The organism is Spirulina sp. CCY15215 (assembly GCF_016888125.1).
Taxonomy (GTDB): domain Bacteria; phylum Cyanobacteriota; class Cyanobacteriia; order Cyanobacteriales; family Spirulinaceae; genus CCY15215.
In genome coordinates this window covers 1-13,309 of sequence record NZ_JACSWA010000286.1, presented here as the reverse complement: position 1 = coordinate 13,309, position 13,309 = coordinate 1, and the positions used below count along the sequence as shown (strand labels likewise).

At 46.8% G+C, this 13,309-nt stretch carries 8 protein-coding genes and 1 pseudogene; 4 read left to right on the top strand and 5 right to left on the bottom strand.

Annotated features, from left to right (window positions below):
• Nucleotides 1-85 precede the first annotated feature (85 nt).
• Both JUI58_RS03690 and JUI58_RS03685 read left to right on the top strand, forming a co-directional pair.
• Nucleotides 86-658: pseudogene (locus JUI58_RS03690) on the top strand (metal-transporting ATPase); the annotation flags it as partial.
• 230 nt (nt 659-888) lie between these two features.
• The gene (locus JUI58_RS03685; RefSeq protein ID WP_204102393.1) at nt 889-1,338 is read left to right on the top strand and encodes a cytochrome c; all 450 of its coding nucleotides are present in this window, start codon (nt 889-891) and stop codon (nt 1,336-1,338) included.
• Nucleotides 1,339-1,824: 486 nt separating this feature from the next.
• On the opposite strand, the gene JUI58_RS03680 is transcribed toward JUI58_RS03685, so the two are convergent.
• From JUI58_RS03680 to JUI58_RS03670, 3 genes are all read right to left on the bottom strand, one after another.
• Entirely contained in the window at nt 1,825-3,663 is a 1,839-nt protein-coding gene (locus tag JUI58_RS03680; protein ID WP_204102392.1) for a R3H domain-containing nucleic acid-binding protein, read from the bottom strand.
• 66 nt (nt 3,664-3,729) lie between these two features.
• Complete coding sequence (locus JUI58_RS03675; protein ID WP_204102391.1) at nt 3,730-4,779, bottom strand: circadian clock protein LdpA; 1,050 nt, start codon at nt 4,777-4,779, stop codon at nt 3,730-3,732.
• Between the two features lie 150 nt (nt 4,780-4,929).
• The gene (locus tag JUI58_RS03670) at nt 4,930-7,857 is read right to left on the bottom strand and encodes a calcium-translocating P-type ATPase, PMCA-type (RefSeq protein ID WP_204102395.1); all 2,928 of its coding nucleotides are present in this window, start codon (nt 7,855-7,857) and stop codon (nt 4,930-4,932) included.
• Nucleotides 7,858-8,012: 155 nt separating this feature from the next.
• Between JUI58_RS03670 and rsmI the strand changes: the two genes are divergently transcribed.
• Nucleotides 8,013-8,867 carry a 16S rRNA (cytidine(1402)-2'-O)-methyltransferase gene (gene rsmI, locus JUI58_RS03665; RefSeq protein ID WP_204102390.1) on the top strand — a complete coding sequence of 285 codons (855 nt, stop codon included), beginning with the start codon at nt 8,013-8,015 and terminating at the stop codon, nt 8,865-8,867.
• A gap of 144 nt (nt 8,868-9,011) precedes the next feature.
• Here rsmI and JUI58_RS03660 read toward each other — a convergent pair whose 3' ends face one another.
• A complete protein-coding gene (locus JUI58_RS03660; RefSeq protein ID WP_204102389.1) occupies nt 9,012-10,058 on the bottom strand; it encodes a serine/threonine-protein kinase in 1,047 nt (348 codons plus the stop codon).
• 46 nt (nt 10,059-10,104) lie between these two features.
• Nucleotides 10,105-11,733, bottom strand: a complete 1,629-nt coding sequence (locus JUI58_RS03655) for an NB-ARC domain-containing protein (protein ID WP_204102388.1) — start codon at nt 11,731-11,733, stop codon at nt 10,105-10,107.
• 386 nt (nt 11,734-12,119) lie between these two features.
• Between JUI58_RS03655 and bchI the strand changes: the two genes are divergently transcribed.
• Nucleotides 12,120-13,199 (top strand): magnesium chelatase ATPase subunit I, encoded by a 1,080-nt coding sequence (gene bchI, locus JUI58_RS03650; protein WP_204102387.1) that lies wholly within the window; start codon nt 12,120-12,122, stop codon nt 13,197-13,199.
• Nucleotides 13,200-13,309 lie beyond the last annotated feature (110 nt).

Genomic DNA, 13,309 nt, shown 5'->3' with positions numbered 1-13,309 from the left:
CTCTAGTCGGATGCTTCGCGATTTCCTTTGTTGGTCTCGCTAACCCTACCCAAATCAAAGATTATGGGTAGGGACTGCACTCGACATTTTGTTCAATTTTTATCCCTTGACGGCAGTGATGATCGTGATGCTGGCGTTGCTCAACGACGGCGCGATTCTGTCTATTGCTTATGACAACGTGCAGTACAAAAATCAGCCGGAGTCTTGGGATATGCGGATGGTGCTGGGGGTTTCCACTATGCTGGGTTTGATCGGGGTTGTCTCCGCATTTGGTCTGTTTTATCTGGGTGAGCGCGTCTTCCATCTCGATCGCGACCACATCCAGACCTTGATGTATTTGAAACTGTCTGTAGCTGGACATCTGACGATTTTTCTGACGCGGACACGCGGTCCATTCTGGTCTATTCCTCCCGCCAAAATTCTCTGGATCGCCGTACTCGGCACACAAATTTTAGCAACGCTGATCGCCGTCTATGGTCTTTTTATGACACCACTCGGCTGGGGTTTGGCACTGTTCGTTTGGGGCTATGCCTTGGCATGGTTTGTGGTGAATGACCGTGTGAAACTGCTCGCTTATTGGCTTGTGAGCGTGTCACGATCGCCCCGTAAGAATTCTCTCAAGCCTAAGCAGCGATCGCTATCAACAGAGAACGAATAATGAACCGGAAAATCAAAATAATCACTATTACTATTAATGGAGAACGAATAATGAACCGGAAAATCAAAATAATCACAAATTGCTTCTTGGCCGTTGCTGTAATGCTGCTACTCGTAACCTGTGGCTCTCACCAGCAATCGGTAGTCCCCAATGGAACTACCCAGAGAGCGGGGAACTTGCCTATGCAGACAGAGGGGAACTTGCCTATGCAGACAGAGGGGAACTTGCCTATGCAGACAGCAGCACCCAATAGAAACGCTCAGACAGCAAGGAGCTATAGTTCCAACGGTGAACGCATCTATTTCTCCTCCACGAGCGATCGCGGCACAAACATTACCTATACTGATGCTCCCATCTCCAACGGCATGATGGGCAATGGCTCACAGGGCGGCATGATGGGTAATGGCTCACAGGGCGGCATGATGGGTCTAAGCTGTGCGGTTTGTCATAGCTCTGATGGTAGGGGTGGTGTTCATACAACGGCAGGAATGCAGACGATGGACGCTCCAGACATTCGTTGGTCAACCCTCAAGGATGAATTCGATGCTGAAAAATTTCGTTTGGCTGTTACGCAAGGTCAAGATCCTGATGGCAAAAAAATGTTCAACAGGGATATGCCACGCTGGCAAATTGGCAATGAAGATCTAGCCGACTTGATTGGTTTTCTCAAGACGTTATAAAAGCGGAGCTTGCACCTCTCGCATATCGGAATACACAATTTTTAGATACTTAATTTAGGAGTTCTCAAATGTTTAAAATTCTGACAGATTTACCCGATCGCGTCCTTGCTGTTTCCGCAGTGGGCAAGATCACCGCCGATGATTATGAAAAGGTGCTAATGCCGATAAATGATCTATATTTTTGATTTCTATTAAGAGAGTTGGATAAAGTTAATTTTCGGGTTCTTCAACACATAATAAAGGATGAGGTTTTGGATCAAAAAGTAATATTAAAGGATGAGGTTTTGGATCAAAAAGTAATATTAAATAGGCGAACATTTTCATTGTACCATCAGAGACATAGCGATCGATGAAGAAACGCTGGGTTTGCTATCTACAAATCCCCGTCACCCTGGATTACAGAAAAACAGCACTGGCGATCGCCAGTAGGAGTCAATTCTAGATCGGAGAGAAGGGACGTTAAATTTAACATCCCTACATTTAAAATCATGCCGGATAAATCCGCAATCTGCGATTAGGTTCTTCCCCAAAACTATCAGATTGGAGGCGATAATGTTCCACCAATTCGTGCTGCATTTTGCGAACTTTGGGCGATCGCGGCAACAACTCGACGGGTTGTCCTTTGGGAATGACGATATTTTCCACCGCTAACCGCGCCTCTTCTAGCGCTTCGAGTTCATCGTCGCTACCATTAAAACTAAACAACCGCAGATCCACCGCATCAGAACTACTTAAGTCCTCCATCCCCAACGCCCGGCGCAAGGCTTTGCTAATTTGAGGGATAGTATTGGATTTGACTGGATGAATGGGAATTTGTCGCGCTTTACTAATCTGCCGTAACTTAGAATGGTTTTTAATCTGCGATCGCAAGGCCAAAACCACATCAGCGCTATTCATATCCTTAGTGAGCATTACAGGTAACTTCAGTACATCGATCGCCTGCTCCAACTGCGATCGCCCGATACCGTAAGGATAGACATACAAGGGCAAATCTTCCCCATTGGGACCTGGAAGCCGCACTTTCTCTTGCCAATTTTCCGGCGGCCAAGAGCGAGCCAGCATCTCTTCAAAGTCCGATTCGGATTGTTTGGGGTCTAAACTGGGTAAAGCACGCATTTGCCCGGAAGCCCGCCATCCCCTCGGCTGCGAAGGCTCGTGAGCATTTTTCTGGCTAGAATTCACCAAGTAGAGAGGAGGGTCATTTTGGACGATTTTAAGTTCCCCACTTTCGTCAAAAGTCCGCTCTTCCGGCATGGGTTCCCGTCCTCGTAACAGGCGATCGACGGTATCGGCCACATCGGGATGTACCACCCAACGATAGCGCTCCTGCATCTCTACGGCAATTTCAAAGGTAGGAGGGGCTTTGCGCTCTAAAACCGTCTTCTGGGACCCCCTGCGCCGTGCCTCATCATCCCCCAAGGTAACAGCTTGAATGCCGCCAATTAAATCGGCTAAAGTGGGATTCTTAATCAAATTTTCGATTTGATTACCGTGAGCAGTTCCCACTAATTGAACCCCCCTTTCGGCAATGGTACGCGCCGCTAAAGCCTCTAATTCTGTACCGATCTCATCAATAATAATCACTTCAGGGGTGTGGTTTTCCACCGCTTCGATCATCACCTGATGCTGTAATTCTGGTTTTGCCACCTGCATCCGACGGGCGCGACCGATCGCCGGGTGAGGAATATCCCCGTCCCCAGCAATTTCGTTGGAGGTGTCGATAATGACCACCCGTTTTTTCAACTCATCGGCGATGATCCGGGTAATTTCCCGCAAAGCCGTTGTTTTCCCGACCCCAGGACGACCCAGCAGCAAAATAGATTGCCCGGTTTCTACAAGATCCCGAATCAGTCCGATGGTACCAAAGACCGCCCGTCCCACGCGACAAGTTAGCCCGATAATCGTGCCTTGACGGTTGCGAATGGCACTAATGCGGTGCAAGGTTCGTTCAATTCCGGCGCGATTATCGCCGCTAAAATGTCCTACCCGTTCGATGCTATGCTGTAAATCTTCTTTTGTAACCGGGTCTTGGCTCAAATATTCCGCGTCATCGAAAAAGCGGACTTCGGGTAAGCGTCCCAAATCTAAAACAACTTCGATCGCCTTATCTTTGTTGGGATGACCCTCTAAAGCGGTGCGAATCTTAACTGGAAGGATATCGAGAAGGCGATCGAGATCGTCTGTGATTTCCGTTCTGGTTTTGGGGTTGTGATGGGAATCGTTTAATTTGGACACAGCAGGTGCTGAAGAAGATAATAAATTTGTTTTGCTTAAATTGCGATCGCGTTCGTTTCCGTCGGGAGTATTGCTCTTGAAGTTTGCCATAACAAAGGGAGAAAATTAACGGGAAAAGAAAGAGTTGGCGGGAAATTTCCCTGCACTTTTGACTTTTTAACCGCTTAATGAAGGTTTGATTTGAGAGATCGATTTGCGTGCTAGGGCGACTGTTTGCCAAAGTAAATCGGGATAGCATTCAAGATAGGGTTTGTTCCCGTCAGCAAGGCTTTGCGCTTCTAGGCGATCGAGAAGGGGTGTGAGTTGTTTGCGAGAGTAACTGCCATAAGCGACACCTGCAACTCGACCCAATAGCCCCTTTTTTTTCAACACGGACACTGTATGTTGATTCGTTCCTCCTGCGAGTTGGATATAGCCTGGAAGCCCAGAATTTAGGACTTTTTGGGCAAGTGCGATCGCCGGATAAGTTGTACTTTTCCCCAGATCCCCGCTCATGGGACGACCATCGGTTTGCCAAACTAAGGGACAAGGTAAGGGGGAAATTAACTCATATAAGGAGGCAAGATAATCGAGTAGATCGGGGCTGTCGGGGCAGCTAATAGCCAGCAATTTTAAGCGATCGCATTTCGGGGCGATCGCCTGCCACAGTCGCTGAAAATGCCGGAAATTGCCCGCTTGAGTGTGAATTTCAAGGGCATCAATTTCGGGTTGCAAAATCAACGGTACGACGGTTTCAGGGGTGGAAACCCAAGACCTGGCGAAAATCAAATTTTCGGGACAGACAGATAAACAGCGACCGCAACCATAGCAGCGTGCATCAATAACCCCCGATGCGATTTCCGTGAAGGCGATCGCATCGGTGGGACAAACTTTCTCGCAGGGTGCGGGACAGTCTGACGGACATTGAGTAGCATCAAATTCTGCTTTGCGGAAGTGAGGATCTTCTCCATCATTAAGACTGACCATCAACCAAGGTCTATTGCTTTGATTTGCAGCATCGGCAATTTTTCTGGCGATCGCAAATCCTTCTTTGGCCGCTTCAATTACGGCTGGATCGGCTGCAACGTCAACACAATCGACTCCCGCTAAAGTATAGGCTAAAGCGAGAGAGCGTATCGCCGGGAGATGTTGGAAACTGGCTCCACAGATTAGTTTAAACCAGCGACCCGACTTTAAGGAATCCAAGGGAGAGTACAGTTCAATCACCCTTCTATGCTAAATCCTCATCTGCAAAAATTACCAGAAAAATTACGAGAAAATGAGAAGAAAAACAAAGTCAAATTCAGCGATACTACAATTATATCACAAACAGAATACAAAGGGTGCAGTTTCTCAATACGTTCAGTCATTTTTGCTTTAAGATCGATTGGCGACCCATCTCCACCCTTCACCGATCCAGAGAACGATCGAGGTAGTACCAATAATAGCAAACCAATCTTGTAAGGAAAGGGGAACAGTTCTGAAGACTTCTCCCCCAAATTGAATAATTAAAATCTGTCCGATACAAATTGCCGCCGCGATCGCAATAAAACCTTTATTTTGCCACACTCCTTTAAATGCGGATTGCTTTAATCCCAAACAGCGTGCATTAAATAAATTCCAAAACTGAATAAAAACAAAAACGGCAAAAAAGACGGATAACTCGTAAGGATCGATGTTGCCATCTTTTTGTAAATAGATTAAAAAGGCAGCTAAAAATCCTAAAAAGATTAAACCATTGCTGAGAATACTTTTGATCATGTCTGGGGAAATAATAAACGCTTCTGGATTTCGAGGGGGGTCTTGTAAAACTGTCTCATGGGGAGGTTCTGTTGCTAATGCCAATGCCGCAAAAGTATCCATGATTAAATTAACCCAAAGCATTTGTGTTACTGTAAGGGGCAGGGAAATCCCGATAAAAGGTCCGAGTAAAGCAATTCCTAAAGCGACAACATTAATCGTTAATTGATAGAGAATAAAGCGTTGAATATTTTGGTATAAAGAACGCCCCCAAACAATGGCATTAACAATGCTTTGAAAAGAATCATCCAATAAAATAATATCGCTGGCATTTTTGGCGATCGCGGTTCCACTTCCCATTGCTAAACCCACTTTTGCTTGTTTTAATGCTCCCGCATCATTTGTACCATCTCCTGTTACGCCAACAACCTCACCTTGCTCTTGTAAGAGTTTGACTAAGCGCAACTTATCCGAGGGAATGGCACGAGATAATACTTTTAACTCTTGAATTGCTTCTCTAGCCTTCTCATCGCTCATTTTGCGGAACTTTTTACCAGTAAGAGAGGCATACTGATGCCGTTCTTCTTCCCCTTGCCAAAGACCGATTTCTCGAGCAATTTCTTCTGCCGTTTCTGCACAATCTCCAGTAATAATTTTTATTTTTAAGCCCGCATTGAGACAAGTTTTAATGGAGTCAGAAACACCGGGGCGCAAAGGATCGACGATCGCCACAAATCCCAACCATGTTAAATGGGGTTTCTTCTGTCCTTCCAGATCTGGCTGCATTAAATTGTCAGGCAAATTTTGGTACGCTAAACCTAATGTTCGCATTCCCCGTTTCTGATAGTCATTCAACGCTGACAAAATCGGTTCTGGGTTATGCAGAGGTAGAACTCCATATTCGGTAAGAATTTCAGAACAGCGTTCGAGAATGACTTCTGGCGCACCCTTAATATGGACAATTTCTCCTTCAGTTACGGAAGAATGACCAAAGGTTGCCATATATTTATTCTTTGTCGAAAACGAGAGTCGAAATTCAATTTTTAAGTTATAGCGATAGTCGAGATAGTCAAGATTTTGTTCATCTAACCAAAGAAGTAAAGCGCTTTCTGTGGCATTGCCGATCGCCTTGGTGGGTTTTCCCTCTTCTTTTTCCAAATCGGCGGTACTATTGGCGGCGATCGCCTCGGCAATTAAATTGCGGGCGAAGTCCAAATCGGCAACTTTTGTGGCTTTTAACACAGGAAAGACAACTTCGTGAACCCGCATTTTATTTTGCGTTAATGTCCCTGTTTTATCAGAACAAATAACCGTCGCTGCCCCAATTGTTTCACAAGCGTGCATCCGCCGCACTAAATTATTAGAATCCGCCATGCGTTTCATGCTATAAGCAAGGGAAAGGGTAACACTCATGGGCAACCCTTCCGGCACCGCAACGACGATAATAGTCACAGCAACCATAAAGTATTCTAAGAGGGCGAATCCTGCTTCTGCGGGTAGCCAGGTTTCCCCCCAAACCGGAACGAGATGCAAAGGATAGCCAACTCCAGCCCCGATGACCAAAACCAGTCCCCCCACAGCAGCAGCTTTGAGCCAATTTCCCCAACTATCATCCAGCCATTCCGGTGCCTTAATGCCGCGATCGAGAAAGTCTAAGCCATCATAAACTACGGGCAACCAAACCGGAATCAGTGCGATCGCAATACTGGCTACCAAAAAGGTCAAAAAATAGCCCTGCTGTCCCGTTAGGTAAAATTCTCCCGTCAGAAAGCCTCGTATTGTTAAAGCAATGAAAATGACCGTAGCAAAAGATAGCCCTACCACTCCGATCAGTTTGCTAAGGCGATCGAGTTGTTGGTTGAGGGGGGTATCTTCCCCATTTTCGATGGTTGCTACAGCCCGCGCTAATTTTCCGATTTCCGTGCGATCGCCCACTGCTGTGACGGCAAAGATGCCATTTCCCTGATCGACAATGGTAGTGCGATAAAGATTATACGCGGGATAAGTTGCTTCTATTGCAGCCTGTTCTTTGGTTTCGGAAGGGGTAAATTTTTGTACGGGTTCCGATTCTCCTGTAATTTTGGCTTGATCCACTAGGAGAGACACGGCTTCCACAACTTCCCCATCGGCGGGAATTTCGTCCCCTTGTTCCACACAGACCCAATCTCCTACAACGATGTCTTTCTGGGGTACTGTGGTTGCACAGCCATCGCGAATGACTCGCACTTTGACATCATCCACATATTGATTGAGAATCTCAAAGGCTTGATTGGCACGGTATTCATTAACAAAGGCGAGAGTTGTGGCCAAAACGATCGCCACGATAATCCCCAATCCTTCGATATAATCGTTTTGCACTGCCCCCGCCGCGATCGCGATTATGGCCGCAATACATAAAATGCGGATCACGGGGTCGGCAAATTTTTCTAAAAATAAACGCCACCAAGGTTCTTGTTCTGGGGGAGTTAGGACATTTGCCCCATATTTTTCGCGGTTGATTTCAACTTGTTTTGAGGTGAGTCCGCCGAGGGGATGATGCGATCGCGTTTGCTGGTCGGTGAACATAAGCACTGAAACGAATAGGAGTCGGGGTATTGCCCGAAGTAATATTCCTTCATGGTATCATTACAGACATTTGCTTTGCATGGGAAGAGGCAAGAGGCAATTAGGCAAGAGGCAAGAGGCAAGAGGCAACAGTCAACATAAGGAATATTTTTTTAATGCTTTATTTGGTTGGTACGCCTATCGGGAATCTGGAGGATATGACCTTTCGGGGGGTTCGTATTTTGCAAGAAGTGGATTTAATTGCCGCAGAAGATACTCGCCACACGGGAAAGCTATTAAAACATTTTCAAATTCAAACGCCGCAAATTAGCTATCACGAACATAATAAGCACAAGCGTTTGACTGAATTAATTCAGCGTTTGCAATCTGGAGAGGCGATCGCCTTAGTTACGGATGCGGGGATGCCTGGGATTTCCGATCCCGGTTACGAGTTGGTTAAAGCCTGTCGAGAAAATAATCTCCCTGTTGTCCCCATTCCGGGAGTTAGTGCTGGAATTACTGCTTTAGTGGCCTCGGGTTTGCAGTGCGATCGCTTTGTTTTTGAGGGCTTTTTACCAACTCAAGCCAAAGCCAAGGGCGATCGCCTCACTTCACTGCAAGCAGAATCTCGCACTCTTGTTCTTTATGAGGCACCCCACCGCTTACTCTCTCTTTTGCAGGATTTGGCGGCAACTTTGGGGGGCGATCGCCCTATTGTTGTGGCACGGGAACTCACCAAACTCCACGAAGAATTCTGGCAAGGTAGCATTAAAGCGGCGATCGCCCATTACAGTCAACGTCCCCCCAAAGGTGAATTTACCCTCGTTATTGCCGGAATTTCCCAAAACCCGACAACTCTCACGGAAACAGAAATCGCCGCCGAATTACAACAACTTTTAGAAGAGGGAATGTCGCGATCCCAAGCCAGTCGCCATCTGGCACAATCGACGGATATTTCTCGCCGCCACATTTATCAAATTGCTCTTTCTCTCCCCAACTCAATTGAAAATCCCGAAGCATCGGACTATTAATCGCTTGCAGGCGGCGAGGAGATGCCCCCGAAGCGGTTTACCACACAAACAGAAGGCGATCGCCAATTGGCGATCGCCTTCTTCAATACAAGATAAGCAATATTCAAACACACACAAACCCGATCTCTGCTATTCGATCTCCAATTAGGCGATCGCTGGCCAAGAGGCATTCAGCAAACGTTTTTCGGAAATCGAGGGTATTGTTCCTAGTCGATGGAGGCTCTCTAATACCACCATCGCACTAGCTGGACGTTCCCTTACTGAAGTTGCGATAAGATTATCAATCAGCGCAGCGAACTGAGGATTTAGCCCAGACACGCGCTCTCGCCACAGTAATTGTCCTTCCCTTTCGGGTAAATTGATAGGATTTTGTCCCGTCAGGAGATGAACCATCGTCCGTCCTAACGCATACAAATCCGATTGCACTACCGCGTTACCGCTTTTTTGTTCGGGAGCCATATAATTTGGCGTTCCTACTCGCGCGCGATCGCCTTGGAAATTTCCCACAATTCCAAAATCGATCAACACGAGTTTCCCATCCGGTTGCAACATGATGTTGTCCGGTTTAATATCCCGATGTAATAAGCCGCGATGGTGAACAAAGGCCAAAATCTCAGCCATTTGACTCAACCAGGCGATCGCCTGTTGACTTGCGATCGCCCCAGTTTTCTCAACTTGCGCGGCTAAATTCAGCCCTGGAATTTGTTCCATCACCAAACAACGTAACGGCTTTAAGGTATTGGCAAAGGAGACGGTAAAACTACCCACCGATTCAACTTTTGGGATACAAGGATGTCTCAACCAAATCAATACCCGCGCTTCTTCCTCAAACAATTGGCATAAGCGCGAACTATTTAATTTGAGAATTTTGAGAACTTTTTTTGTACCCATCTGTTCCGGTTCTAAACTCCAGTCTTCCACCTCGTAAATATCCGTGGCAGAGCTTGGTGACAGTTCCCGCAAGGGGCGAATGGCACGATAGCGATTGTTAATTAACAACGGTGTACCGCAGATTTCGCATTCTTCAAGCTGCTCAGGATTAGGGTGATGGCAATCAGGATTGATGCAATAGGTAATAGCAGGATCTAGAGCATTCATGGCGTAATGTGCCGCACCGAATTGCGACTCGTTGGGTTTGTGCAGTAAGACTAGGAAAATTAGCCCCTCTAATAAAGATTTGGAATTAACCAAGTCTTTTTATGCAAAATCCAACCAGTTTTAACAATTCTTTACAACTCTAATTCGCCACCGGCTCTAGATTGAGTTCGCCAAGCAGATTGAGAATGTTATCGATGGAATAGCCCACTTCCAAGGGGAATTTATCCTCAAGGAGGACTTGAATCTTGCCGAGACGTTCGCTGAGACGGCGATCGCTGCGGAACATCCGCAACAAGCGCTCTTTTACGGGCTTAAGCAAGAGATTCTCCTGCAAAGTCCGCAATTCGCTGTCTTCTTCATCCACTTTCAACAAGGAATGAGAACGGAAGGTTTTCACCTTGTCGAGTTTCTGAGAGCGGCTCAGTTCAACGATTTCTGCACAAACTTGCTCGACTAACTGCTGGGTCACGTATTCCATAACCACGGGTTGCAGGGCAAACACGGCCACACCGTCTTCTTGGCTTTTCTCGATTAAAGAACGTCGTTTCAAGGACTCGAGGGCTTCCAAGATATCTTTTGGAGGCAGAGGCAGCAAAATATCATTTTGCAACTGTTCCATCGAAGCGGGGAAACGCTCGATCGCCAGCCAGTAAACGATTTCTCGTTCCAATTCTGACAAGCGCGAAAGTTGTTGTTCTAGGAGGGTATCGATATCGCCGAAGACGAGGGTATTTTGCTTGAGGAATTCTCGCACGCTACCGCCGAACAGTTCTTTGATGGTGGTGGCAACAATTTTCAGCGCTAAGGGGTTGCCGCGATAAAGTTCCACCAAATCAGCCCATTTTTTCTTCTCTTCGGTTTTGCTATCGAGGCCTTTAACTTTAAAGATTTCGCCAGCATCGTCTGTTTGCAAGCCTCCTAGGGTCATGGTACGAACGGGAGCATTATTGCCCGCCCGCAGCGCAATTTCACGAGGGGTTTCCAAACTGGTGAGAACTACGCAACTTTGATGGGTTTCTTCTGCCAAGCGGCGGAAGAAGTCGCCATAATTGCGGTAGCCGTCGCGATACTGACCGGCCAATTCTTCGGGGCTGAGGATGGCATCAACGCGATCCAAAACCAACAGACATTGGCGATCGCGCAAGACTTTAATCAGATGAGAGATTTTTTCGTCGAGAGGATCCGAAAGAATCGAACGAGCGGGACGGGCGAGGATTCGCAATAAATCCGTCAGCAATTCCGATAAAGACGGTGCCTGACGAAGCGATCGCCAGACAACACAATCGAATTCTTCTTCGGACTGTTTGGCCAGTTTCACGGAAAGGGAAGTTTTGCCGATTCCTCCCATACCCAACAGGGCGAGAACGCGACAATCTTCTTCGATCATCCAGGTGCTGGCGGTTTTTAACTCTTCTTCGCGACCGTAGAAAATAGAGACATCAGGAGCTTGTCCCCAATCTCGCAAAGGTTGGCTCGGATCGGTCTTGGGTTCGAGATCGTCACCACCGCGAGCCTCTTTCATCCGATGGCGTTCGACGAGAATTTGTTGGAGTTTGGCCAGTTTTCCGGGGCCGGCTCCGGAAATGTGAAACTTTTTGTAAATTTCACCCAAACGCTTGCGGGCGGCGGCGGCTTGAATATTCAAGCGGGCAGCAATATCGGCATTGGAAACCCCTTGAATGGCCAGGGACAAAACTTCCAATTCCGCATCGGTCACGCCGTACTCGTCGGCAATTTCATTGAGATAATCTGCAGGAATGATGGTCATAAGGCAATCGACTAACTAACTAACTTGATAAGTGGAATTCCTTTCCCCTACTCACCTATGTTGAGACTGGGAAAGATAAGAATCTATCATAATCTATCATAGCGAATTTTTACCTGTCTCAACTTTTTTTGTTTTCACTCTTAGTGAGGAGAAAGGCGGATATCCTTACTTTCAGTTTGAGCAATTTAACATAAATTTAACAATTGACAATATTCAGGAAATCCCCAAAAGAGACTCTACGAGGAAATACTGACCTAAGCGCAAGAGCTTTCAGTTTCTCATCTTGAGAGAATCGGGGCGACAAAGCGTTAATATAAATAAACATTTGTTTTTCTGCAAATATTAGTAGTTCATCTTGCATTTTGGCCTGAGAAATATAAAGTTTTATGACAGCAACTGTTGCTCCACCGCCACAACCTACCCAAACTCGTCGTGTTGTTTTTCCTTTTACGGCTATTGTCGGTCAAGAGGAAATGAAACTCGCTCTCTTACTCAACGCCATCGATCCTAAAATTGGTGGGGTGATGATTATGGGCGATCGCGGTACGGGGAAATCTACGACTATCCGCGCTCTGGCGGAGTTATTGCCAGAAATTGAAATCGTTGAAAACGATCCTTTTAATAGCGATCCCAAAGACCCTGATTTAATGAGCGATGAACTTCGCACGGCTATGGCTGAAGGAAAAACTTTTGCCACGATCCGTAAAAAAGTCTCGATGATCGATCTACCCCTCGGGGCGACGGAGGATCGGGTTTGCGGCACGATCGATATTGAAAAAGCACTTTCGGAAGGGGTGAAGGCGTTTGAGCCTGGTTTGCTGGCTAAAGCTAATCGGGGCATTCTTTATGTGGATGAAGTTAATCTTCTTGATGATCACCTTGTGGATGTTCTCCTCGATTCTGCGGCAAGTGGTTGGAATACGGTAGAACGAGAGGGGATTTCTATTCGCCATCCTGCTCGTTTTGTGTTGGTGGGATCGGGAAACCCTGAAGAAGGGGAATTGCGCCCCCAATTGCTCGATCGCTTTGGAATGCACGCGGAAATTCATACGGTGAAAGAGCCGGCTTTACGGGTGAAAATTGTCGAACAGCGATCGCAGTTTGATGGGGAACCCCACGCTTTTTGCGACCAATATCAGGGGGAACAAGATGCCCTACAGGAAAAATTAGTCAGCGCCCAACATCGTCTCAAAAATGTGGCGATCGATTATGACTTGCGGGTGAATATTTCTGAAGTTTGTTCGGAACTGGATGTGGATGGGTTGCGGGGAGATATCGTCACCAACCGCGCTGCTAAAGCCTTGGCTGCTTTTGAAGGACGGGAAGAAGTTACTGTAGATGATATTCGGCGAGTCGTTGTCCTTTCCTTGCGCCATCGCCTGCGAAAAGACCCCCTTGAGTCCATTGATTCGGGTTATAAGGTTAGCAAGGCCTTTAACCGCGTTTTTGGTATCGCGGAAGAGTAGCGATTTTCACTCATAGGACTTAGGCATTAGCGTAGGACTTAGGCATTAGCGTAGGACTTAGGCATTAGCGTAGGACTTAGGCATTAGCGTAGGACTTAGGCATTAGCGTA